Consider the following 23,416-nt stretch of genomic DNA (forward strand, 5'->3'; position numbering starts at 1 on the left):
GCATCCGATAGGTCATGCTCTTCCCAAGGGCACCTTCAAGGAGGAGGCACCGTTGACCACGACGAAGATGAGCGCTGACGACGACATAGCCCAGCCTCTTCCGTCGCCCCCGCCCGCCCGTTCGCGAGCGGCGCGGCGCAGGCGGGTGCTGCTGGGGGTGGCGCTGGCCGCCGCACTGGTGGCAGTGGGCGGGGTGGGGGCGGCGACGCTCGTGAAGTCCCCGGCGGAGCGGGCCGCGCAGACCGCGCCGCCGCCGAACAGTCTGCTCACCGCGCCGGTTGTCAGCCAGGTGCTGACGCCCTCGATCACGGCCCGCGCGGTGGTGTACCCGCCCGCGCAGTACAACGTCGTTCCTGTCGCCGCCTCGGCGGAGGTCACCCAACTGTTCGTCTCCAAGCTGGCCGTGAAGCAGGGGGACGCCGCCGCGGCCGGGAAGCTGCTCGCCGAGGTGTCCGGGCAGCCGCTGTTCGCCCTGCCCGGGGCGGTGCCCGCGTTCCGTGACCTGAAGCCGGGCAGCACCGGCCCCGACGTGGCCGAACTCCAGGACGCTCTGGCCGGATTGGGACACGACGTCGACGGGGACGACAAGGGGACGTACGGGCCGGGTACGGCCGCCGCGGTGTCGGCCTTCTACCGCGAACTCGGCTACCCGGTGCCGGCCACCGGCGCCACCACCCAGCAGGCCGTGGACACCGCGCAGAAGGCGGTGGACACGGACAAGCAGACGGTGGACGGCCTCGCGGAGAGGAAGAAGGCGGGCTCCGCCCAGCCGCCGACGGCGACCACTGCGCCGCCGGCCCAGCTGCCGCCCCCGTCCGGTGATCTCGACCAGCAACTCGCCAACGCGAAGAAGCAGTTGGCAGCCGACCAGGCCGCCCTCGCCAGGGCCAGGGCCGCCAACGGCCCGATGGTCCCGGCCGCCCATGTGCTGTTCCTGCCTGCCCTCCCCGCGACCGTCACCGCCGTCAACGGCGCGGTCGGCTCGCCGGTCTCGGGCACCCTGCTCTCACTCACCAGCGGCGGCCTGGCCGCCACCGGGCAGCTCACCCCGTCCCAGGCGGCGGGCGTGCAACCGGGCATGGCCGTCGAACTGCTCGCCGAGGACACCAGCATCACCGTCCCCGGCACCGTCGCCGAGGTCGGCGCCCCGACCAGCACTCCCCCGGCGGGCAGGGTCATCACCCTCGGCGGCGCGGCGGGCGGCGGCAAGGGCGGCCCCGACGGCGGCGGAGCCCCCAACGGCCAGCCCGGCCAGCCCAACGGCCAACCCGGCGGACAGAGCTACGTCCCGGTGACGATCACCCCGAGCACCCCGCTGCCCGCCGCGATGAGCGGCAAGAACGTCCGGCTCACCGTCCTGAAGGCCAAGGCGGGCGCCCCCGTCACCGCCGTGCCGATCGCCGCGGTCTCCACCGACGCGGCCGGCCGGACATCCGTCACCACGGTGGACGCGGCCGGGAACCGCATCACCGTCCCGGTGACCACCGGCGTCACCGCGGACGGCCTCGTGGCCGTCGCCCCGGCACAGGGCGCGAACCTCAAGGCCGGCGACCAGGTGGTGGTCGGCAAGTGACCGAACCCGCCACCGAGGCCGGCGACGAGCCCGTGATCGCCCTGTACGGCGTCGGCCGCACCCACCTCGGCCGCCCGCCCGTGGTCGCGCTGCGCCCCACCGACCTGACCGTCCGCCGCGGCGAGTACCTGGCCGTCACCGGCCCGTCCGGCTCCGGCAAGTCCACCCTGCTGCACCTGCTCGGCCTGCTCGACACCCCCACCACCGGCCGCTACGAACTGGACGGCATCGACACCGGCGGCCTGCGCGACAAGGACCGCTCGACGCTGCGTGGGCGCCGGATCGGCTTCGTCTTCCAGTCCTTCCACCTGCTGTCGCACCGCACTGCCGAGGAGAACGTCGCCCTCGCCCAGGTCTACAACCGCACCCCGCGCCGCGCCCGCGGCGCCGCCGCCGTGGACGCGCTGCGCCTGGTCGGCCTCGGCCACCGGACGGACGCCCTACCCGGCACCATGTCCGGCGGCGAGCGCCAGCGGGTGGCGATCGCCCGCGCCCTGGTGAACCGGCCGAGCCTGCTGCTCTGCGACGAGCCGACCGGCAACCTGGACTCGGCCAACGCCGGGGCGGTGCTCGTCCAGTTCGACGCACTGCACGAGCAGGGCTACACCCTGGTCGTCATCACCCACGACCCTGCCGTGGCAGCCCGCGCCCAGCGCCGGGTGAGCATCCACGACGGCGTGCTCAGCGAGGCGGGAGCACCCGTCCGGTGATCCGCATCCGACGACGCGGCGGAGCCGTGCTCCCCGAGCCACCCTCCCACCTGAGCGCGCGCGACCTGCTCTCCGAGGCTCTCTCCGGCATCCTCCAGCGCCCGGGCCGCTCGGTGCTCACCATGCTCGGCACGGTGCTCGGCATCGGCGCCTTCGTCGCCGTCCTCGGCCTCACCGCAACCGCCACCGGCCAGATCGGCGAGCGGTTCAGCCTCACCAAGGCCACCACTGTCACCGTCACCGACCAGCCGCGCACCGACGGCGTCGCCCCCGGCGCCAACCCGCCGAGTGACTTCCCCGCCGACGTCGACCACCGGATGGCCGCGATCGACGGCGTCCGGGCCGGCGGCGTCTGGTGGCCGGTAGCCGGCGCCCCGACGCTCTCCCGCCGCCCGGACGGCCCCGACGAGGGCACGGGCCTGTCCGTCCTCGCCGCCACCCCGGGCGCGGTGGCCGCGATGGAGCCGACCCTGACCGCCGGGGTCACCCTGGACGAGTTCGTCCAGAGGACCGCGCAGCCGGTGGTGCTGCTCAGCGAGGCCGCCGCCAAACGCCTCGGGGTGAGCCGGCTGGACGCCCAGCCGGCCGTCTTCATCGACCGTGTCCCGTACACCGTGGTCGGCATCTACTCGGACGTCCAGCGCCAGCCGGGCGCCCTGTTGAGCCTGCTGATCCCGGCGAGTACGGCGCTCGAACAGTACGGCAACCCGGCCCCGCAGCCGGACCGCGGCGCGCAGGGGCTGGTCGCCACCCGGGTCGGCGCCGCGCCGGTGGTGGCGGCCCAACTCCCGCTCGCGCTGCGGCCGGACGCCCCGGAGGCGTTCACGGTCGTCCCGCCGCCGGACCCGCACAGCCTGCAGGACACGGTGACCTCCGATCTGACCGGGCTGTTCCTGGCGCTGGCCGGGATCTGCCTGCTGGTCGGCGCGGTCGGGATCGCCAACACCACGCTGGTCGCCGTCCTGGAACGGACCCAGGAGATCGGCCTGCGCCGCTCCCTGGGCGCCCGCACCGGCCACATCGCGGCCCAGTTCCTCACCGAGTCGACGGCGCTCGGCACCCTCGGCGGCCTGATCGGCACCGGCCTCGGCGTGGTGGCGGTGGTCTCCGTCGCCGCCGCCCGCGAGTGGACCGCCGTCCTCCAACCCGCGACCACCCTGCCCGCCCCGCTCATCGGCACAGTCGTCGGCCTCCTGGCCGGCCTCTACCCGGCCCTGCGCGCCGCCCGGACGGACCCGCTGAAGGCACTGAGGAGCACATAGGCGGGGGCGACGGCATGTCCCGCGCCTGTGGGAAGGACTTGACTCCGTCGACCGGGCCGGGTCGGGGCACGACTACGGGTCGGCTGAGGACACGCCGGTCCTGTTGCACCGATGCGCAGGGCCGGACATCGAGGACGCGCAGGAAGCAACTGCAGACCTGGGGACGCGACAGCCGAGTCTCGATGCCTGTCCGCCAGTGTCCGATCGGCCACTGGCGGACAGGTTGCTCCATGTCGGTCGGCGGCGCGAACCACGTGGAGCGGGCCCGGCTCAGCCGAGTTGGGCGAGGCCCTCGGTGGCGATCCGCTCGAACACGGCGAGATCGTTCGCGAAGATCGAGTCCGGCACCGGCCAGTGGATGACCAGCTCGGTGATCCCCAGCTCCCGGTACGTGCCCGCCCAGTCGACGAAGGCGTCCAGCGACTGCAGCGGCTTCTCCGCCGTCGAGCCCTGGAGCAGCACCTTCTCCAGCGTCGCCACGTCCCGGCCGGTGGCCTCGCAGGCCGCCGTCAGCTTCTCGATCTGCTGCGCGATCACCTCGGGCGCCTGCTCCACCGGCACCTCCGCCGGCCCGCGCGGGTCGCCGTACGTCACCCAGCCCTGCCCGTACTCCGCCGCCAGCTTCAGCCCGCGCGGCCCGGTCGCGGCCACGTAGAACGGCACCCGCGGGGTCTGCACGCAGCCGGGGATGTTCCGCGCCTCGACCGCCGAGTAGTACGTCCCCTCGTGCGTGGTGGAATCGGTGCGCAGCAGCTCGTCCAGCAGTGGGAGGAACTCACCGAAGCGGTCTGCCCGCTCCTTCGGCGACCACGCCTCCTGGCCCATCGCCGTGGCGTCGAAGCCCGTCCCGCCTGCCCCGATCCCCAGCGTGACCCGCCCGCCGGACACATCGTCCAGCGTGATCAACTCCTTGGCGAGCGTGACCGGGTGGCGAAAGTTGGGCGACGTTACGAGGGTTCCCAGCCGGAGCCGCTCAGTCGCTGTCGCTGCTGCCGTCAGGGTCGGGATCGACCCGAACCACGGCTCGTCTCGGAACGACCGCCAGGAGAGATGGTCGTAGGTGTATGCGGCGTGGAATCCGAGGTCCTCGGCCCGCCGCCAGATCTTCTGTCCCTCGGCCCATCGGTGGATGGGGAGGATCACGGTGCTCAGACGCATGCCATCGACCCTAGCCGGACGCGCTGGCCGGGCGCCGGCACGCGCCACTCAGGACGTGGCATGTCCACGCCGTCCGGCCGGCTTGATGAACGGGAACCGGCGGTTGGATACGGCCGAGGGCTCGTTCGCACTGAAGCGGATCACCGAGCTGGTGATCCACTGGCCGGTGCCGGACTCGATCTTCGAGAACGACCTGGCCGTGTTCGAGCGGATCGCCACCGAGGGCCTCGCCCAGCTCGGCTGAGTCCGGTCGACGCGCCCGGCCGCCGGCCGGTCACCCCTCGTGCGGTGGCCGGCCGGCGGCCGTCACGGGTGCGGGCGGGTGCGCTGGTTGGGGACGTGCAGGGTCGGGGCCGGGGTGGTGCGCCGGGCCAGGTCGGCGAGGGTGTCGAAGATGATGTCGCCGATCAGGACCGGGTCGCGCGTCTCGCGCGGGGCATCCGGCGTGGTGGTCGGTGGGCGCTCGTCTTGGGCGTGGCGAGTTCGCATGGCTCTTCCTGCCGACGGGGTGGCCGAGGACAGTCATGCCCGGGAACCGGAAGCAGGACACCCGGGACGGGGGCGAATCGGCCGGAAAGGACGGCTCGGGGGCCGAAACACGGTGTGCAGGCGGCCGCTTACGGCGATCGGATACGGGCCGGGGGTATTGTCTCGCCCGTGACGGCGGACAGCGGGCGCGGAGGCGGGGCAACGGCCCGGCTGCTGCTGCTCTGCGGGCTGCTGGCCGGGCTCTTCCTGATGCACGGCTCGCCCACGGCGGCGGGCGGCTGCCACGAGCCCGCGACCGTGACGGCGCCGACGGGCCACGGCGCGCACGGCGCCCCCGTCGACGGCCCGAGCCTGGACGGGGGGCGGGCCCCGGGCGGGGGTCCGCAAGCCGTCTCCTGCGTGTCGAACCGGGACCGTGAGGACGCCGGCCTCCCCCTCGCCGCGCCGCCCGCGACCGGGGCGGCGGCCGTGCTGCCCGAGGTGCGGCAGCTCTCGGCGCCGCAGGGGCGGCGGGCCGCCGGTCCACGGGCACCGCCGGACGCCGGACGCCGACTGCTGCTCCGGGTGTGCGTCGCACGGACGTGACCGGGCCCGCGCCGGACGCCCCAGCGAAGGGGCCCCGGGCGCGCCGCGTCCTGCCCGCACACACCGGAAGAGAACCGACCAGATGTCCCTCAACACCCGTACCCGTACCCGCGCCCGCGCCCTGGCGCTCACCGCCGGCGCCGCCATCCTCGCCCTCACCCTGACCGCCTGCGGCTCCCACCCGGCGGGCGGCACCGGCGGCACGGACGGCATGGCCGGGATGGACCACGGCGCGAACAGCGCGGCCACCGGCACGCCGTCCACCGCGGCCGACGGCCACCAGGGCCACCAGATGCCCGGCACCGCCACCGGCACCGGCACCACGGCGGAGGCCGCACCCCCCGCCGAGCGGAACGGCTACCGCCTCACCCCGGCCGCCGGGACGCTCACCGCCGGCGCCCCCGCCGAGTACCGCTTCACCGTCACCGGCCCGGACGGCAGGCCCGTCACCGCGTTCGAGACCGACCAGACCAAGCGGATGCACTTCTACGCGGTCCGCTCGGACCTCACCGGCTTCCAGCACCTGCACCCCGAGATGGCCGCCGACGGCACCTGGACCGCCCCGCTGGCCGCCCTCACCGCCGGCAGCTGGCGCGTCTACGCCTCGTTCATCCCGGACAGCGGCGCCGGAAAGGGCACCGGCCTGGTGCTCAGCCGGACGCTGGACGTCCCCGGCGAGGGCGCGGCGGCCACCGCCGAGCTGCCCGCCGCCACCGGCACCGCGACCGTGGACGGGTACACCGTCACCGTCGAGGGCGCCCCGGTCGCCGGGCGGGCGGGCGAGCTGAAGGTCACGGTCGCCCGGGACGGCAGGCCGGTGACCGACCTCCAGCCGTACCTGGAGACCTTCGCCCATCTGACCGCCTTCCACGCCGGCGACCAGGCCTTCGCCCACCTCCACCCGCAGGCACGGGCCGAGGCGGGCAGCACCGGCGGCCCGACCCTGTCCTTCCACGCCGAGCTGCCGGCCGCCGGGCAGTGGCGGCTCTTCCTCCAGTTCCAGACCGGTGGCACGCTGCACACCGTCGCCCTGACCCTCCCGGTCGCCCCGCGGTAGGCGGACCGGGTCGTCGTCGGGAGGTCGCCGTCGCAGCGGTGACCTCCCGACGGCGGTAGGCGAAGATGGACCGGTGACCACTCCCCGCGCCACCCCCCGCCTGATCGCCACCGACCTGGACGGCACGCTGCTGTGCGGCGGCGGTACCGTCTCCGAGCGCACCGCCGCCGCGCTGGCGGCCGCCGAGGCGGCCGGGGTCCAGGTGGTGTTCGTGACCGGGCGGCCGCCCCGCTGGATGCAGCAGGTCAGCCGGCACATCGGCGGCCACGGCGTGGCGATCTGCTCGAACGGCGGCGCGGTGGTCGACGTGCGGCGCGGCGAGCTGCTGGAGTCCTCCCCGCTCGACGCGGAGGCCGCGCTGGCGGTGGTGGCGGCGCTGCGGGCGAAGCTGCCCGGTACCGCGTTCGCCTTCGAGTACCCGGCCGGGTTCGCCCGCGAGCCCGGCTACGAGGTGCGGATGTGGGGCCAGGACGAGAACCATCCGATCGGCCCGGCCGAGGAGCTGCTCGGCACCGGCGGTCCGGTGCACGGCCTGTTCAAGCTGCTGGCGAAGCACCCGGACCTCGACCCCGACAAGCTGCTCTCGGTGGCCCGCGAGGCGGCCGGGCACCTGGCCGAGATCACCCGGTCCGCGCCGATCCCGCTGCTGGAGATCAGCGCGCCCGGCGTCACCAAGGCGAGCACGCTGGCCCGCTGGTGCGCCGGGCGCGGGATCGACCGGAGCGAGGTGGTGGCCTTCGGCGACATGCCGAACGACCTGGAGATGCTGGCCTGGGCCGGCACCGCGTACGCCGTCGCCAACGCGCACCCGCAGGTGCTGGCGGCGGTGCCGCTGCACACGGTGAGCAACGAGCAGGACGGCGTCGCGGCGGTGCTGGAGCGGCTGCTCGGCCACTGATCCGCGGCGGTCGCTGATCTGCGGCGGTCACTGATCCGCGGCGGCGAAGAGGCCGGGAAACCGGTCGGGCCGGGCCGGGGCGGCGGGCTGCCGCTCCGACCCGGCCCGACCCGGACCGGCAGTCCGCCTACCCGAAGCGGCCGTTGACGTAGTCCGAGGTCCGCTGGTCCCGCGGGTCGGTGAACAGCTGCTCGGTCGGCCCGGCCTCGACGATCCGCCCCGGGGTGTCGTGGGTGGCCAGGAAGAACGCGCAGGACTGCGAAACCCGCTGCGCCTGCTGCATGTTGTGGGTCACGATCACGATGGTGAGCCGCCCCCGCAGCTCGGCGATGGTCTCCTCGACCCGGCGGGTGGAGGTGGGGTCGAGCGCCGAGCACGGCTCGTCCATCAGCAGGATGTCCGGCGAGACCGCCAACGACCGTGCGATGCACAGCCGTTGCTGCTGGCCGCCGGAGAGCGAGCCGCCCGGGGTGTGCAGCCGGCTGGCGACCTCGTCCCAGAGGCCGGCCCGGCGCAGGCTGCTCTCCACCAGGTGCTCGCGCTCGTCCCGGGACACCTTGATGCCGGCCAGCTTCAGCCCGCTGGAGACGTTGTCCTGGATGGACATCGCCGGGAAGGGGTTGGGCCGCTGGAAGACCATCCCGATCCGGCGGCGCACGTCGGCCGGGCGCCGGCCGGGCCGGTACACGTCGTCGCCGTCCAGCAGCACCTCGCCGGCCAGCGCGGCGCCGCGCACCATCTCGTGCATCCGGTTGAGGATCCGCAGGTAGGTGGACTTGCCGCAGCCGGAGGGGCCGATCAGCGCGGTGACCTCCCCGGCGGGCATGCCGAGCGAGACCCGCTCCAGCACCTTGTGCGAGCCGAACCAGGCGGAGACGTCCCTGGTCTCCAGGCCGGCCAGCGGGGCGCCGGCGGCGTCCACCGGGTGGACGGGCGGCAGTGTCAGCGTGGTCTCGCTCGCGGAGCCGCCCCGGTCGTGCTTGGCGAACTGGTCGAGCAGGGGTGTGTCGGTCATCGGTACGTCCGTCATCGGTACGGTCCTCCGGGCGCGCTTCAGTAGAGGTTGGGCAGCAGGGCGGCGGCGTTCTCGTACACGGCCCAGAGGATCGCGGCGATCACCGGCGCGATGCTGAGCCAGGCGGCCGAGCGGCGCCAGAACCGGGTGAGCAGGATCGCGGCGACCACCGCGCCCAGCAGCCCGAGCGACCACAGCTGCAGCGTGGCCAGCGCGCCCTTGTCGGCGGCCAGCGCCTTGTCGTAGGGGACGGTGGCGGGCCGCCCGCCGGGGTTGACCTCCGGGTCGCCGTCCAGCCGGGCGCCGATCAGCACCGTCGAGCCGGGGATCCAGTCGGAGTCCCCGGTGACCAGCACCAGCCGGTTGCGGACCGGGTCGCTGATCGGGTGGTCGCCGTCCCCGTACACGTTGACGGTGTAGGTGAACTTGCCCTGCCCGGTGGTCGCCTCGATCTTGTCGCCGACCCGGAGCTTGGACAGTTCGGCGAACGGTGCGCCGAAGGTCGCCCCGCGGCCGAACACCACGGCGACCCCGGTCTGCCCGGGCAGCGCGGTGTCCCGGCGGTGGCCGGGCCCGCGCATGAGGTCCCGGCCGGTGGTGCCCTCCACCACGACGGCCTGGTGCAGGCCGATCGCCGGGATGTCGAGCAGCGCGACGGGATCCCCGTCGGCGGCGGCGCCGGTCGGGGCGACCGCCTTGGCCAGCTGGTCCCGGAAGGTCTTGAACGCGGTCGACTGGTAGTGCTGCTGCTGGAGGTGGGAGAGCGTGAAGAGGTACCCGACGAACCCCATCGTGAGCGCCGCCAGCAGGCTGACCGCCCACGCCCCCTGGAGGAACCGCCGCCGGGTCGGGCCGGCGGCACCGGGGCCCGCGCCGGCCGCCTTGCGGGCCGGGGCGGGCGCCGCGGAGGCCGGCGCGGCCGGGGTGTCCGGGGCGGGGGGCGCCGGCTTCTCCAGCGCCGTGGCGGTCACGACCGGCCGCCGGCGGAGTTGCGGCGCCGCAGCAGACGGCGGCCGAGCAGCGGCGGGACGAGCACGACGGCGAGCAGTTCGAGCGCGGTCAGGGTGGACAGCATCCAGTCGTCCGGCCGCCCGTCGACGGCGACCACGTTGGCCGTGACCTCCCCGGCGGTGGTGTTGCGGCCGCGGGCGACCACCTGGCCGGTCTGCGGGTCGATGACGTCCTCGGCCGCGGCCTGGTCGCCCTCGCCGCCGGTGCCCGCGGCCGGGTCGCCCGCGCCGGGCTGGTCGGCCGCGCCACCGGTGCCGCCCGCGGCGGTGCCCCCGGTACCCGCCGCGCCGCCGGTGCCCCCGGCGCCCCCGGACGTTCCGCTGCCCGTGCCGCCGGCCGACGGGGTCTTCCCCGTTCCCCCGCTCGCGCTGCCGCCCGTCCCGCCGCCGGCGGAGCCGGTGCCGGTGGCGGTGCCGCCCGTACCGGAGCCCGAGCCGGACCCGGTCTTGCTCCCCTGCCCGCCCTGCGCGGGGCAGTCCAGCGGCGTGCCCTTGGCGTCACAGGCGCTGGGCTGCGGGGCGTTGTCCAGCACGGTCAGCCGGCCGGCCGAGTTGAAGGTCGGGTTGGCGCAGTTGGCCAGGGTGTCGGCGTCGACCGGGCTGGCGTTGCCGGGGATGTGCTGGGTCTGCAGCAGGCCGCCGCGGACCAGGTTGCGCGGGATCGGGGAGTAGCCGAGGCCGTCCGCCTCGCCCTGGCCCTCGCAGAGCACGTAGGCGAGGAAGCGGCTGAGGGCGCTGCCCTTCTCGTTGGTGAACCGCGGCGGCGGCGGCAGCGCCGCCCCGGCCCGCGGCACGATGAGGTAGCTGTAGCTGGAGAGCGGGTACGACCTCGGGTCGTTCATCGTGTAGACGCCGTCGAGGTTCTGCTGGAGGTAGTCCGGGTCGCCGGCGGGGGTGTTGTCGTCCACGCCGCGGATCTTGGCGGCGGTGAGCGCGACGGCGACGTTGGAGGCGGTCGGCAGCGTGTAGTAGCCGGCCGGGTTGAGCACCTTCACGACCGGCCAGTTGCTGCGCTTGGCGAAGGCGTACTCGTCGTAGCCGATGGTGCCGAGGCCGGCCGGGGCCTTGATGTAGCCGGCCACGACGTCGGAGCCGTTCTGCGCGGTCATCCGGCCCGACTTCGGGAAGAACTCGGTGTAGTCGCCGCAGCTGACGCCGTTGACGCTCTTGCAGTACTCGTCCCACTGGGCCTGGTGGGTGTGGCTCATCCAGCGGGTGAACTGGGCGGTCGCGCCGGAGCCGTCGGAGCGGACCACCGGGGTGATCGGGAGGTTCGGCAGCGCCTTGCCGTAGTCCGCGGCGATCTTCGGGTCGTTCCAGTTGGTGATCTTGTTGGTGAAGATGTCGACCACGGTCTGCGGGGAGAGCCGCAGGTCGCGGACCTGCTTGCCGGCGACGACCAGGTTGTACATGAAGGTCGTCCCACCGGCGGTGATCGGCACGTAGGAGAAGCCGTACCGGGGGTTCTCGGCCTTGCCGTTTCCGCCGGCCTGCCCGGCCTGGCCGAGGCCGGTGTCGGCCTGCGAGCGGAACGGCACGTCGGAGGCGGTGAAGTCGTCCTGGCCGATGCTCCACTGGTTGCGGCCGGCCGCCGAACCGACCGGGTTGAAGTTGATCTGGATGCCCTGCGGGGCGACGTCCTGACGCCACTGGTCGATGGCCGGGCCGGCCCAGCTGGAGCCGTCGGCGTTGAGCGCGGTGGCCGCGAAGGCGGGGGTGCTCTGCCCCAGGAGGAGGGAGCCCGCGGCGAGGATCAGGGACAGCAGCACGGCGAACGTGCGTGCCACGGGGCGGCTTGCGGCCTCCCACGACATGGGAACTCCTCTGGTACTGAGGGCGGTTGGGCGGGACATCAGTGCTCCCCGAGGGCGGTGGCCACGGTGGCGGGCCGGGCGGCGGTGCGGGCGGCGGCCGCGGTCGCGGGCCGGGCGGAGACCCGGTGCCGGCCCCGGACGGAGGCCTCGACACCGGTGGCGGCGCGGTCGATCCGGCGCTTCTGGCGGCGCGTCAGCTGGCCCGGCTTGCGGCCGCCGACGACGCGGGCGGTGACGAACAGGACGAGCACCACGATCATCAGGGTCAGCGCGGCGGCGAAGGCGCGCGCGATCATGTCGGGGTAGGGCTGCTTGACGTAGTTCCAGATGTACAGCGGCAGCGAGACCTGGTGCTCGCTGAACGGATTGCCGTTGAACTGCGAGGTGAAGCCCGAGGTCAGCAGCACGGGGGAGGTCTCGCCGACCCCGCGCGCCATCCCGAGCACCACGGCCGTCACCAGACCGGGGCGGGCGGTGGGCAGCACGACGTTCCACACCGTCCGCCACTGACTGCCGCCGAGGGCGTACGAGGCCTCCCGCAGCGTGCCGGGCACCAGTCGGATGACCACCTCGGCGGCCCGGGTGACGATCGGCATCATCATCACGGTCAGGGCCAGCGAGGCCGCGAAGCCGCTCTTCTCGAAACCGAAGGTGATGATCACGACGCCGAGGATGAACAGGCCGGCGACGATCGAGGGCAGCGCGGTCATCGCCTCGACCAACGTCCGCACCGGCCGGGCCATCCGACCGCCGACCTCGGACATGAAGACGGCCGCCGCGATGCCCAGCGGAACGGCGAACAGCGTGGCCAGGCCCAGCTGTTCGACCGAGCCGACCACCGCGTTGAGTGCACCGCCCGAGGTGATCGGGGAGAGCGGGGCGGTGTGGTCCATCGACTCGGTGAAGAAGTTGAGGTGCTGGGCGGCGTGGTACCCGCGCGTCAGGACGTAACCGATCTGGTCGGCGATCAGGGCGACGACCAGCAGGCCGGAGCTCCAGGCGACGACCGAGACCAGCCGGTCACGGACCATCAGCGCGCCCCACTGGAGCCGGCCGATGAGGAAGTAGCCGATCAGGAAGAGGGAGTACCAGCAGAGCAGGAAGCCCTGCGCGCCGCTGAACGGCAGGATCCGCTCGTAGAGCATCCAGTTCAGGGCCAGCGAGCCGACCAGCGAACCGGCCAGGGTCAGGACGTCCTCGCGGGTGAAGCCCCCGAGCCGGACCCGCTTCTCGGGGGGCGGCTGCTCGGCGTCCGCGGGTGGTCCGGCCGGCGCGGGCACGGTGGCCGGCGGCAGGTCGAGGGTGGTCATCGGGCGGTCCCTTCACGGCGGAGCGGCAACGGGCGGCGGGTGACGGAGTGGGCCATGGTCAGTCCGCCGTCGATGCGCCGGAGCGGGACCGGTTGATCACGAAGCCGGCCCCCAGGTTGACCAGCAGGGTGAGGGCGAAGAGCACCAGGCCCGCGGCCATCAGCGCGGAGAGCGAGAGCTCGTCCGACTCGCCGAACCGCAGCGCGATCAGCGCCGAGATCGAGTTGGCGCCGTTCTCCAGGATGTGGCTGATGGCCTCGAAGTTCGGCGAGATGATGAGCGCGACGGCGATCGTCTCGCCCATCGCCCGGCCGAAGCCCAGCATCACCGCGCCGATCACACCGCCGCGGCCGAACGGCAGCACCACGGTGCGGACCATCCCCCACCGGGTCGAGCCCAGCGCGTACGCGCCCTCCCGCTCGCCCTGCGGGGCCTGCGAGAACACCTCCCGGCTGAGCGAGGCGACGATCGGGATGATCATCAGCGCGACGACCACTCCGGCGATGAAGGTGGAGGAGGTGTAGGAGGTCCCGATGTCACCGGTCCGCACCTTGAGGAAGGGGATGGCGTCGCCCAGGTGGTTGGTCAGCCAGCGGACGAAGCCGATGATCCGCGGCTGGAGGAAGAACAGCCCCCAGAGGCCGTAGACGATGCTGGGGATCGCGGCCATCAGGTCGACGAGCGAGACCAGCGTCGCCCGCAGCCTGGTCGGCGCGTACTCGGAGATGAAGATCGCCGTGGCGAGCGCCACCGGAACGGCGATCACCAGCGCGATCACCGCGATCAGCAGGCCGTTCGGCAGGACGGCGGCGATCCCGAAGTTGTGGGCCTGGGTCTGCCACTTCTGCTCGGTGAGGAAGGACCACCCCACCTCGCGCAGCGCGGTCGTGCCGCGCAGGATCAGGAAGAACGCGATCAGTCCCATGATCGCGAAGACGGAGAGGCCCGCCGCCCGCAACACCCCCCGGAACACCCGGTCTCCGGGCGTGGCTGGGGCGGTGATGACGCGGGGAACATCGGGTTCTGGTGGACGTGGAGCCCCGGCGTACGGTGCCGCGGGCTCGGCGGCGGCTGTCATGGTCTGCTCTCCGGCGCGCTCGGTACGGAAGTACTCGGTACAGGGGAGGCCCCGGGCCGTGGCGCCCGGGGCGGAGGACTCGGCGGGGCCGGAACGGCGGCCCCGCCGAGTCGGTGCCACTGCTGGGTCAGGGCCGGCGGCGCACCCGCGCCCAGGTCCGGCCCACGGCGGAGACGGCGCGCTCGCCGGCGGGCGTGCCGCCGAAGAAGAGCGCGGCGGGGCCGCCGATCAGCAGCACCAGGCCCGCGATCACCGCGATCGGCAGCAGCAGGCGGGCGGTGCCCGCCCGGTCGGCCGCCGGGGAGCCGGCGGCGACCGGAGCGGCCGCGAGCGGACCGGCGGAGCCGCTCGGCGAGGCGGTGGGCTTGGCCCCGCCGGTCGCGGCGACCGGAGCCGCCGCGCCGCCGGCGGCCGCGCCACCGGTACCGCCCGTGCTGCCGGTGCCCCCGGTGCCGGTCCCGCCGATGCCGCCGGTGCCGGTACCGCCGGTGGAGGAGCCGTCGCCGGTGAGCGGGCCGCCGGTGACGGAGCCGTCACCCGTGCCGTCCCCGGTCACCGGGGTGGTGGTGCCCCCGGTGCCGCCCGACTCGCCGCCGGTGGACGAGCCGCCGGCGCCGCCGGTCGTCCCGCCGTCACCGCCGGACGGGGTGGTCGGCGCCGGGGCGACCTGGTTGCCCGGCCACTTGCCGTCCTGGGCCTCCACGTGCTTCGCCGCGTCGAGCGTCTGCTGGCGCTGGGGCCCGGAGAGGCTCAGGAAGCCCGGGGCGAGCTTGCCCGGCTCCACGCCGTAGACCTGGCCGCTGTTGGCGACGGTGGTCAGGAAGCGGGTGATCGCGGGCGCCTTGTCCGCCACGCCGCCGGTGGGCACCATCGCGTACTGGACGGTGGTCAGCGGGTAGGCCTGGCTGTCGCGGGAGAAGGCGGTGTCGGCCACGCCGTAGGGCAACAGCTGGGTGCCGGTGGTGGCGTCGGCCGGCATGTCGGCCACCGCCGCCTGGAACCCGTTGGTGCCCGGCTGGACGAAGGTGCCCGCCGGGTTGCGCAGCGAGGCCTCGGGGAGGGAGAACGCCTTGGCCTGGGCGCTGTCCATGATGGCGAACAGCTTGCGGTCACCGCGGGCCATCGGGTCGCACTTCAGGTGGTTGCCGGTGGCCGGGTCCGCCATCCACTGCTGGCAGGTGGACCGGTTCTCCAGGATGGTGCGCAGGACTTGGGTGAGACCGCCGAGGACGGGGTTCCACTCGTACTGCCGGGCGCGCTTGGCGGCCTCGCTGGCGTCCGTCGGGCCGGTGAAGTCCTGCGGCTGGACGGCGTCCACCGGGTAGCCGGAGAAGGCGCCCCGCCGGTAGAAGGTGTTGACCTGCATCCCCCACGGGTCCTCCTCGCCGTCCAGGAACCGGACGGCCTCCGGGTCCGAGGCGATCCACGAGGTCAGCTGGTAGATCAGGTCGGTGGTCCCGCCGACGATGGTCGGCTCGAAGGTCGCCGGTGCGCAGGCCGCGGGCCACTTGAGGCCGCTGGTGGCCGGGAGCTGGTTGAACTGCTGGAAGTCCCGGTCCGCGAAGATGCAGCTGGGGTTGCCGGCCACCGACGCGACCGGGCTGCCCGGCGGCGCGTACGACTGGGTGAGCAGTTTGGCCATCAGCCGGGGCGTCAGCTTCATGTCCCGCAGTTCGCGCCCGGTGTCCGGGTCGTCGACGAGGAACACCACCGAGATCCCGCTGGTCGCCAGCGGCGCGTAGACGTACGGCCGGGCCGGCGTCGCGGTGTCGGGGTAGGCGGTCAGCGCGACGTCGACCCCGGCGGACCCGCCCAGGAACGCGGCGCGGGCCTGCGGCTCACCACCGGAGGAGGAGTACTGGAAGGCGAGCGGGGAGTCGGCCAGGCAGAGGCCCGAACGCCACTGCTGCACCGCCCGGTTGGCCATCTCCAGCCCGGACGCCTTGAACTCCGCGGCCCGGCTGTCACAGTCGGCCGCGGTGGGCGAGAAGGACAGCGGGACGACGGTCCGCTTCTCCCAGGCGCACTGCTCGCCGATCTGGAGGCCGGCGTTCTGGTTGCCCTCCCACTCCGCCCCGTAGGCCTCCAGTCCGCCGTCGCTCGCGGTGTTGAAGAAGCCGTCCACGTCGCTGCTGTGGTCCGCGCAGTCGACGGCGCCGCCGCGCGCCTTGTACGGGTCCTGGGTGTCGCCGCCGTAGTTGGGCTCGATCACCAGGGAGCACGGGTGGGTCGCGTCGCACCCGAGCGAGGGGCTCTGGGTGGCCGTCCACACCTCGATGGACGTCGCGCCCGAGCCGTCCGCCCCGGTCGGCGCGATCGCCATGTTGGAGGGGAAGTCCGGGCTCGTGGTGCCCTCGGCCGGCGCCTTCTGGTTGAACCCCTTGGTGCGGTCCGCGTTGTACAGCTTGCTGCCGTAGCAGTCCGTGATCTTGGGTTCGGCGCCGCGGCACTGGTACACCCGGACGGCGTAGAGCGCCTGCTTGGCGCCCTTGGTGACGACGGTCAGCGGGGTGCCCTGGGTGTCCACCGTCGGGGTGAACCCGCTCCAGGAGACCTGGAGCACCTGGTTGCCCAGCTGCTGGGTCTGGGCGACCGTCACGCTGCCCTCGACGCCCTCCTCCCAGGTGTTCGGGTCCCACACCTTGGGCCCGGTCTTGGTCACCGCGGACGAGGCCGCCGCCTGGGCCTGCGGCAACGCACCGAGGCCGATGGGGGCCACGCCGAGCGCCACCACCACCGACCAGACGAGCGCGACCGCCGGCAACCTCCGGCGCCACCTCCCGCGTCTCTTATCGGGCAGTAGTCGGAGTCTCATGACGGGCACCTCCGTGCGAACGCGCACCGCCGTGACGCGGCGCGAGAGTGGATCAGGCGGCGAGCAGGCCGGCGGTTCCGGTTCGCATCCATTCGGCCAGCCCTACATGGCCGGATCCGGTCGTACCGATGTACGAGACCCCAACGTGACGACTCTGTAGCGGAGTTGGGAACTCCGCAAAAGAACGGCGAGCCCGTGTCGTCGCACGGACCCGCCGTCACACCGAGCCGGGGGCAGGTGTCAGCTGCCGGCGGTGAAGCTCAGCGAGAAGTTGCCGATCGACTGGCCGGCCTTGAAGAACGTGGTGTTCAGCTTGGCGTCCACGTACTGCGCGCCCTCGGCGTCGACCCGCAGGTCGGCGGCCGTCACCTTCTGGGTGGCGCCGGAGCGGGTGATGTCGGTCGTGCCGGCCGGGTCGAGCAGCGCCACCGGGGCGGTGCCGCCGACCGGGACACCGGTGATCGCCCAGCTGTCGGCGCTGAACGCCAGCTCCTTGAAGACCGCGGACTTGCCGGTGAAGAGGTTGACGAAGAGCAGGCTGCCGCCCAGCTGGACGTTGCCGTAGTAGCCCTGGAGGTTGACGTCGCCGCCCGTCACCGGGAAGGACGTGGAGAAGCCCGTGGTCGAGTCGTAGGACGGGGTGGCCGTGGGCAGCGGGATGACCACCAGGCCGTTCAGGGCGGACTCCTTCAGGAAGGCGGTGTTCTCGTGCACCACCGCGCTGCCGGTCGGGGCCGTCGGGGCGGCGTCGGCGGCAGCCGCACCGCTCATACCGGTCACGGCGAGGACGACTGCGGCACCGATGGCGGCAAAGCGGGCGTTGGTACGGGTCATGCTGAACTCCTTGGGAGAGGTGCGAACTTGTGCTGGGTGGTGCGAGCGGTCCTTCGACCGCCCCGACGGCCGCCCCCTCCCGCACTGCCCGGCGGGAGGAGGATGCCGAAGTCGATGGGTGGTGCGCCGGGTCAGGCCGTCGCCCCGCAGGCGGCGCCCGGGAGTTGCAGGAAGCCGTAGCTCTTGATGTCGTTTCGGGCGGTGATGCTCGTGCAGATCCAGCCCGACGGGCCGAAGATCCCGCGCAGCGCCGTGCCCTTGGTCCCGGTACTCGTCCAGTCGGCCTGGCGGACGACGTTGTAGACCACCCGGCCGAACGCGCTCGCGGCGAACGGCGCGTTGATCGTGTTGGTCGTGGTGTTGATCGCCGCGACACCGTTGACGGCGCGCACGGTCAGCGGACCGGCGCCGTCGGTCGGGGTGCTGTGGCCGCCCACCGTCTGGCCGAGGTAGTGGCCGACCGAGTAGGGCACGAGCACGTTCACGTCGTTGAGCACCGGGTCGACGCCCTGGTTCTCACCCGGGCCGCTGGTCACGCAGGCACCGGGGGTCGTGACGCCGATCGCGGCCAGGAAGAACGCCCTGGTCGTCGAACTCGTCTGCGGCAGGTACGGCTTGATCGTCGCGTTCGGAAACGACGGGTTGAGCTGGGTCCAGTTGGTGACGGTGCACTCGTAGATGCTCTTCAGCTGCGCCGTCGTCAGGTTGGCCGGCGCGTTGCCCCCGGACTTGGCCGCCCAGGAGACCGCGTCCTTCGCCATCAGCACGAAGGTGTCCGTGGCCGGGGTGGACGGCTGGCGCGGCAGGTCCATCCGGTCGACGTCCACCGCGCTGCCCGGCAGGTTGAGCGCGATCAGCCCGTCCCCGCCCGTCGCCGGCCGCGCGATGGCCGACGCGCCCACCCGGGGCGTGATCGGCGAGGGGCCGGTCGAGTCGAAGCTGTGGAGCCGGGGCGAGGTGGTGTCGCCGATGCCCGCCAGATAGGCGTTGTAGTCGGTGGAGAGCTGACCGAGCAGCGAACCGGTGGTCTGCGAGCCCACCACGACGATGTCGTCGGGCCCGGGCACCACGGGCGGGTCGGCGGCGGCCGTCCCGGCGAAGACGGTCCCGAGGGCGGCGATGGTGACGGCGAGCAGCTTGGCGGGTGACCTGCGCATGGGTCGTCTCCGGGGGGTGTCTCGGTCAGGTGTGGGCGGTGCGGCCACCGGCGGTGACCACGGGGCCGCCGCGGGGATCCCGCGCAGCCGCCCGGCTCCGGTGGGTACGAAGGATCGGGCGGGTGCGGCCGGCGGCCACGGGCCGAAGCCCGTGGCCGCCGGATGGAGCGGGGTGGTGCGGTGGTGCGGGCGTGATCAGCGGGTGATCAGCTGTGGGTGGTGCTGCCGCAGGCGGCGGCGGGCAGCGGCAGGAAGCCGTAGCTCTTGATGTCGTTGGTGGCGGTGGTGTTCGTGCAGATCCAGCCCGACGGGCCGAAGATCGCGCGCAGCGCGGTGCCGTGGGCGTCGGTGGCGGTCCACTCGGCGTCACGGACGACGTTGTAGACCACGCGGCCGAAGGCGGACGCGGCGAACGGCGCGTTGATGGTGTTGGTGGTGGGGTTGACCGGCACCAGGGTGCCGACGTTGCGCAGGGTCAGGCTGCCGGGGGCCGAGGTCGGGGTGCTGTGGCCACCGACGGTCTGGCTCAGGTACGAGGCGACCGAGTACGGGAAGACGACGTCGGCGCCGAGGAGGCGGGAGTCGACGCCCTCGTTCTCCTCCGGGCCGTCCTGGACGCAGGTGCCGACGGTCGGGTTGCCGATCGCGGTCAGGAAGAAGGAGCGGGTGCCGGAGCTGGCCTGCGGCAGCCAGGGCTTGATGGTGGCGCTCGGCAGCGTGGCGCTGATCTGCGTCCAGTTGGTGATGGTGCAGTCGTAGATGCCCTTGAGCTGGGCGGCGGTCAGGCTCGCCGGGGCGTGGCCACCGGTGTTGGCGGACCAGGTCACCGCGTCCTTGGCGAACGCGACGAAGATGTCCGAGGCCGGGTCGGTGGCCTTCGGGGCGCGCGAGGAGCGGGCCACGTCGACCTTGGAGCCGGCCGTGTTCAGCTCGGTGATGCCGGCGCCGGAGCCGTTCGGGCGGGTGATGGAGGAGGCGCCGGACTTCGGGGTGATGGTGGCGGAGCCCGTGGCGTCCCAGCTGTAGTAGCGCGGCGACGTGGTGTTGCCGATGCTGGTCAGGTAGGCGTTGTAGTCCGTGGAGAACTGCGTCGACACGGTCTGGGTCGTGTCGGAGCCGACGCTCACGATGTCCTGGGCGGCCGGGGTCACGCTCGGGTCGGCGCTGGCGGTGCCGGCGGCGACGGTGGCGATCGAGGTGGCGATGGCGGCAACGGCGAGCAGCTTGGCAGCGGTCTTGCGCATGTTCCTGTTCCTCCGGTGGGAGAGAGGTGCATCGCTTTGCCCGAGCCCTGGTTGGGGGTCCGGGGCCGGTGGCCACATCCGCGCTGGCCGCTCCGGCAGAGCTGATCCTGTCGGGAGCGGCTGTTCCCCCGGAAGGGCCGTCAGCGGCCGCCGACGATTGTCGACTCATCGGTTCGGACAGGTTTAGCGACTGGTCAGCCCGGGCGCGGCGGGGTGGAAAGCCGCAGGTCGGAGGCCGGTGACGTTCTTCTCCAGGTGGCTGCTCGGGGGGTTGCCGGAAACCTGCGCTTCACCGGACCGGGGGGAACGGACGGTCGGACTCCGGACCGTCGGGGCGGGACGCGAGCCGCGGGAGGAGCCGGGGGCGGGGGCGCCGCGGCTCGGGTGCTGCGGCCACGGGAGCAGCCGGGCGGGGCACCTCGGGCGGGCGGCCGGGGCCGGAACGGGCCACCGGGCGGACCGCGGACCGCGGACCGCGGAGCAGGACCGTGCGGGGGCTACCAGGGCCGGCGGCTGTCCCGGCCGGTGCGGCGCAACTCCTGGCCGACCCACTGCAGCCCGGCCAGGAAGCCGTCCACCCCCGCCTGGCACTGGTCGCGCCGGAGGTAGCCGCGGGCACTGCGGGCGATCGGGCCGGCCTCGCCCGCGCCGGGGCGGGTGCTGCGCACCGGCAGCTGGGCGGTCCAGATCCAGAGGCGGGCCTCGGACTGCCCGACGGTACAGCGCAGTGCCGCCCGTTCGATGATCAACTCTCTGACCACTTCCGCGAGTTCGTCCTCGGTGCGGTAGGTGCGGACACCGACGCCGAGTTGCCGCCCGTTGGCGGCCCGCAGCGCCCAGCCGAGGCACCGGTCGGCGGCGGGGACGATCAGCAGGCGCGGGCCGCGCCGCTCAGCGGCGGACATCGGAGGGTCTCAACGGGCCTACCCGCTCGGGGAGTTCGAGCGCGGGCTGTTTGGCCAGCAGCACCACGAACCGCCGGAAGGCGTTCTGGCAGGTCGCGTACCGCTCGTACGCACGACTGGAGCGCACCTCGGGGAGCGCGCGCGAACCGGGGATGATCCAGACCCACCCGATGCCGTCGCGGACATGGGTGATCCGGGCGACCAGACCGTCGGCACCGGCGCGCAAGCCTTCGAAGCCGCGCTCGGCCTCGACGGCCGACTCGTACGCGGCCACGGTGATCGCCACGACCCGGCCGTTGGGAGCCTTCAGCTGCCAGCGGTACCGCCCGTCCGGCGCCCGTTCGACCCGGAATCCCCCTCGCCCTGCCCCTGCTGCGGTGTGACCGCGGCTCGACGCGTCCACTGCTCCCCCAGTCCGGTTCTCTCCGAGACGGGAGTAAAGCTATGTGTGCACACAAGCACGCCGGAAGGGAAGGAAATGCACAACTTGCTCCGTTGGCCGGGAAGTTCTCCCTCGTTAAACTTTCACCGAGTGCACACGGACTACACGCCTGGCCCCCTCCTCAGGCCCTCCTGACCGGCACAGACCGTTCGATAACGTGCGAGAACCCGACGTGCGGGAACCACCGTGCGGGAACCGCTGTACGAGAACCGCAGCGCGGGAACCCGACCTGCGCGACCTACAGCCGGGCGGTCCAGCGGACCATCGTCCCCTTCCCGTACGGACCGGGCTCGTGCCAGGCGTCCCCACCGAGCGCCTCGGCCCGCCGGGTCAGGTTGCGCAGGCCGCTGCGGCGGCCGCCGGCCGGGATGCCGACGCCGTCGTCCGTCACGGTGAGCAGCACCCCGGGGCGCCCGGCCCGGTCGAGCGACTCCGGGTCACCGCTCACCGGGCGGCCGCCGTCGTCCAGGTGCACGGTCGCGTCGATCTCCACGCCGACCCGCGAGGCCCGGGCGTGCCGCGCCGTGTTGGACAGCATCTCCCGCAGTGCGGCCAGGAGTTGACGGCCGGTCTTCTCGCCGACCAGGCTCTCGACCGGGCCCATGAAGGTCACCGAGGGTTTGAAGCCGAGCGCCGCCGCGGCCTGGCTGCCCTCCCGCAGCACCCTCGTGCGCAGGGTGTCCGGCGCATCGCCGTGGTTGTCGTGCTGGAGCGCGTAGATGGTGGTGCGGACCTCCTGGATGGTGGCGTCCAGTTCGTCCACCGCCTTGCCGATGCCGACCTTCACCTCGGGCACGACCGAGCGCCGGGCGGCGCTCTCCAGCATCATCCCGGTGGCGAACAGCCGCTGGATCACCAGATCGTGGAGATCGCGGGCGATCCGGTCGCGGTCCTGGAAGACGGCCAGGCGCTGCTGGTCCCGCTGTCCCTCGGCGAGCCGCAGGGCGAGCGCGGCCTGTGAGGCGAAGGTCTCGGCGAGTTGCTTCTCCGCGTCGGTGAACGGCACCGCGCCGCGCGGGCGCCAGACGCAGAGCCCGCCCAGCACCCGCCCGGCGGCGACCATCGGCACCGCCATCGACGGGCCGAAGCTGCGCGCCAGGCGGATCACCACGGTCGGGTCACTGGACATGTCGTCGAGGTAGACGCTGTCGCCCCGCAGCAGCCGGGAGCCGAAGCTCTCCTTCGGCAGCAGCTCGCCCTGGACGAACTCGGCGGCCTCGCCGGCGGCGTGGGCCACCCGCATCTGCCCGTCGCCCTCGCCGTCCACGGTCGGCAGCAGGATCATGCCGAGCGCCGCGTCCGCCAGCTCGCGCACCTGCTCGGCCGCGACGGTGAGCGCGGCCTCGGCCTGGTCGGTGGAGAGCAGCGCCGTGGTGACGGCGGCGGCGCCGGCGATCCAGCGCTCGCGGCGCCGCCCCTCCTCGTAGAGGCGGGAGTTCTCGATCGCGACGCCGGCCGCCGCGGCGAGGGCGTGCACCACCTGCTCGTCCTCAGGGGTGAAGGCACCGCCGCCCTGCTTCTCGGTGAGGTAGAGGTTGCCGAACACCTCGTCGCGGATCCGGATCGGCTCGCCGAGGAAGGTCTTCATCGCCGGGTGGTGCGCCGGGAAGCCGGAGGAGCGCGGGTCGGTGGCGAGGTCGGTGAGGCGCAGCGGCTCGGGCCGGTCGATCAGGGCGCCGAGGATGCCCCGGCCGGCCGGCAGCTCGCCGATCTCGGCGGCGGTCTCGTCGTCCACCCCGACGTGGATGAAGTCCGCCAGGCCGTGGCCGCCCGGCGCGATCACGCCGAGCGCGGCGTACCGGGCGTCGACCAGCTCCGCGGCGCCGGTGGCGATCCGGTGCAGCGTCGCGTGCAGGTCCAGCCCGGAGCCGACCGAGACGACGGCCTCCAGCAGCCGCTGCATCCGGTCGGTGACGGCGGCCGCCGACTGCAGCCGTTCCGCCACTTCGGTGACCAGCGTGTCCAGCCCGAGCGAGGAGATCTCGGGCACCCGGTGGGGCGCCGGGTCGGGAGCGGCGGCGGGCGGCAGGTCTGGCGTGGGGTCCATGGTGACGAGCGTA

General features: G+C 73.6%; 21 protein-coding genes. 7 read left to right on the plus strand and 14 right to left on the minus strand.

The window, feature by feature from the left end:
- The first annotated feature begins 52 nt into the window (after positions 1 to 52).
- The 3 genes from ACFVYI_RS35320 to ACFVYI_RS35330 are packed head-to-tail and all read left to right on the plus strand — an operon-like array spanning position 53 to position 3,545.
- The gene (locus tag ACFVYI_RS35320; RefSeq protein ID WP_387893215.1) at positions 53 to 1,573 is read left to right on the plus strand and encodes a peptidoglycan-binding protein; all 1,521 of its coding nucleotides are present in this window, start codon (positions 53 to 55) and stop codon (positions 1,571 to 1,573) included.
- A complete protein-coding gene (locus ACFVYI_RS35325) occupies positions 1,570 to 2,283 on the plus strand; it encodes an ABC transporter ATP-binding protein (protein WP_387893218.1) in 714 nt (237 codons plus the stop codon). Before ACFVYI_RS35320 ends, ACFVYI_RS35325 begins: the two co-directional genes overlap by 4 nt.
- Positions 2,280 to 3,545 (plus strand): ABC transporter permease, encoded by a 1,266-nt coding sequence (locus tag ACFVYI_RS35330; protein WP_387893221.1) that lies wholly within the window; start codon positions 2,280 to 2,282, stop codon positions 3,543 to 3,545. Before ACFVYI_RS35325 ends, ACFVYI_RS35330 begins: the two co-directional genes overlap by 4 nt.
- 270 nt (positions 3,546 to 3,815) lie before the next feature.
- Here ACFVYI_RS35330 and ACFVYI_RS35335 read toward each other — a convergent pair whose 3' ends face one another.
- A complete protein-coding gene (locus ACFVYI_RS35335) occupies positions 3,816 to 4,703 on the minus strand; it encodes an LLM class flavin-dependent oxidoreductase (protein WP_387893223.1) in 888 nt (295 codons plus the stop codon).
- 103 nt (positions 4,704 to 4,806) lie between these two features.
- Between ACFVYI_RS35335 and ACFVYI_RS35340 the strand changes: the two genes are divergently transcribed.
- Positions 4,807 to 4,947 (plus strand): hypothetical protein, encoded by a 141-nt coding sequence (locus tag ACFVYI_RS35340; protein WP_387893226.1) that lies wholly within the window; start codon positions 4,807 to 4,809, stop codon positions 4,945 to 4,947.
- Positions 4,948 to 5,009: 62 nt separating this feature from the next.
- Here ACFVYI_RS35340 and ACFVYI_RS35345 read toward each other — a convergent pair whose 3' ends face one another.
- A complete protein-coding gene (locus tag ACFVYI_RS35345) occupies positions 5,010 to 5,192 on the minus strand; it encodes a hypothetical protein (RefSeq protein WP_387893229.1) in 183 nt (60 codons plus the stop codon).
- 168 nt (positions 5,193 to 5,360) lie between these two features.
- Between ACFVYI_RS35345 and ACFVYI_RS35350 the strand changes: the two genes are divergently transcribed.
- From ACFVYI_RS35350 to ACFVYI_RS35360, 3 genes are all read left to right on the plus strand, one after another.
- Complete coding sequence (locus tag ACFVYI_RS35350; protein ID WP_387893232.1) at positions 5,361 to 5,777, plus strand: hypothetical protein; 417 nt, start codon at positions 5,361 to 5,363, stop codon at positions 5,775 to 5,777.
- Positions 5,778 to 5,859: 82 nt separating this feature from the next.
- A complete protein-coding gene (locus ACFVYI_RS35355; RefSeq protein ID WP_387893233.1) occupies positions 5,860 to 6,834 on the plus strand; it encodes a hypothetical protein in 975 nt (324 codons plus the stop codon).
- A 73-nt stretch (positions 6,835 to 6,907) separates the two neighbouring features.
- Positions 6,908 to 7,732, plus strand: a complete 825-nt coding sequence (locus ACFVYI_RS35360; RefSeq protein ID WP_387893234.1) for an HAD family hydrolase — start codon at positions 6,908 to 6,910, stop codon at positions 7,730 to 7,732.
- Between the two features lie 127 nt (positions 7,733 to 7,859).
- Here the strand turns inward: ACFVYI_RS35360 and ACFVYI_RS35365 are convergent, their stop codons facing one another.
- From ACFVYI_RS35365 to ACFVYI_RS35420, 12 genes are all read right to left on the minus strand, one after another.
- On the minus strand, positions 7,860 to 8,747 hold the full coding sequence (locus ACFVYI_RS35365; RefSeq protein ID WP_387893236.1) for a phosphate ABC transporter ATP-binding protein: 888 nt from the start codon (positions 8,745 to 8,747) through the stop codon (positions 7,860 to 7,862).
- A 38-nt stretch (positions 8,748 to 8,785) separates the two neighbouring features.
- Positions 8,786 to 9,718, minus strand: coding sequence for a class E sortase (locus tag ACFVYI_RS35370; protein ID WP_387893238.1), 933 nt, complete (start codon positions 9,716 to 9,718; stop codon positions 8,786 to 8,788).
- The gene (locus ACFVYI_RS35375; RefSeq protein WP_387893239.1) at positions 9,715 to 11,544 is read right to left on the minus strand and encodes a substrate-binding domain-containing protein; all 1,830 of its coding nucleotides are present in this window, start codon (positions 11,542 to 11,544) and stop codon (positions 9,715 to 9,717) included. Before ACFVYI_RS35375 ends, ACFVYI_RS35370 begins: the two co-directional genes overlap by 4 nt.
- Before the next feature lie 65 nt (positions 11,545 to 11,609).
- Positions 11,610 to 12,881 carry a phosphate ABC transporter permease PstA gene (gene pstA / locus ACFVYI_RS35380; protein WP_387893240.1) on the minus strand — a complete coding sequence of 424 codons (1,272 nt, stop codon included), beginning with the start codon at positions 12,879 to 12,881 and terminating at the stop codon, positions 11,610 to 11,612.
- 58 nt (positions 12,882 to 12,939) lie between these two features.
- On the minus strand, positions 12,940 to 13,959 hold the full coding sequence (pstC, locus tag ACFVYI_RS35385) for a phosphate ABC transporter permease subunit PstC (protein WP_387893242.1): 1,020 nt from the start codon (positions 13,957 to 13,959) through the stop codon (positions 12,940 to 12,942).
- Between the two features lie 127 nt (positions 13,960 to 14,086).
- Positions 14,087 to 16,723 (minus strand): hypothetical protein, encoded by a 2,637-nt coding sequence (locus tag ACFVYI_RS35390; protein WP_387893243.1) that lies wholly within the window; start codon positions 16,721 to 16,723, stop codon positions 14,087 to 14,089.
- Between the two features lie 291 nt (positions 16,724 to 17,014).
- Entirely contained in the window at positions 17,015 to 17,608 is a 594-nt protein-coding gene (locus ACFVYI_RS35395) for a hypothetical protein (RefSeq protein ID WP_387893244.1), read from the minus strand.
- A gap of 131 nt (positions 17,609 to 17,739) precedes the next feature.
- Positions 17,740 to 18,765 (minus strand): substrate-binding domain-containing protein, encoded by a 1,026-nt coding sequence (locus tag ACFVYI_RS35400; RefSeq protein ID WP_387893246.1) that lies wholly within the window; start codon positions 18,763 to 18,765, stop codon positions 17,740 to 17,742.
- Positions 18,766 to 18,971: 206 nt separating this feature from the next.
- Positions 18,972 to 20,009 (minus strand): PstS family phosphate ABC transporter substrate-binding protein, encoded by a 1,038-nt coding sequence (locus ACFVYI_RS35405; protein ID WP_387893248.1) that lies wholly within the window; start codon positions 20,007 to 20,009, stop codon positions 18,972 to 18,974.
- Positions 20,010 to 20,506: 497 nt separating this feature from the next.
- On the minus strand, positions 20,507 to 20,914 hold the full coding sequence (locus ACFVYI_RS35410) for a hypothetical protein (RefSeq protein WP_387893250.1): 408 nt from the start codon (positions 20,912 to 20,914) through the stop codon (positions 20,507 to 20,509).
- Positions 20,901 to 21,317: a DUF1508 domain-containing protein gene (locus ACFVYI_RS35415; protein ID WP_387893252.1), complete on the minus strand. Its 417-nt coding sequence runs from the start codon at positions 21,315 to 21,317 to the stop codon at positions 20,901 to 20,903. Before ACFVYI_RS35415 ends, ACFVYI_RS35410 begins: the two co-directional genes overlap by 14 nt.
- Positions 21,318 to 21,594: 277 nt before the next feature.
- Entirely contained in the window at positions 21,595 to 23,403 is a 1,809-nt protein-coding gene (locus tag ACFVYI_RS35420) for a GAF domain-containing protein (protein ID WP_387893253.1), read from the minus strand.
- Positions 23,404 to 23,416: the final 13 nt, after the last annotated feature.

This window comes from Kitasatospora sp. NPDC058218 (genome assembly GCF_042882445.1).
Taxonomy (GTDB): domain Bacteria; phylum Actinomycetota; class Actinomycetes; order Streptomycetales; family Streptomycetaceae; genus Kitasatospora.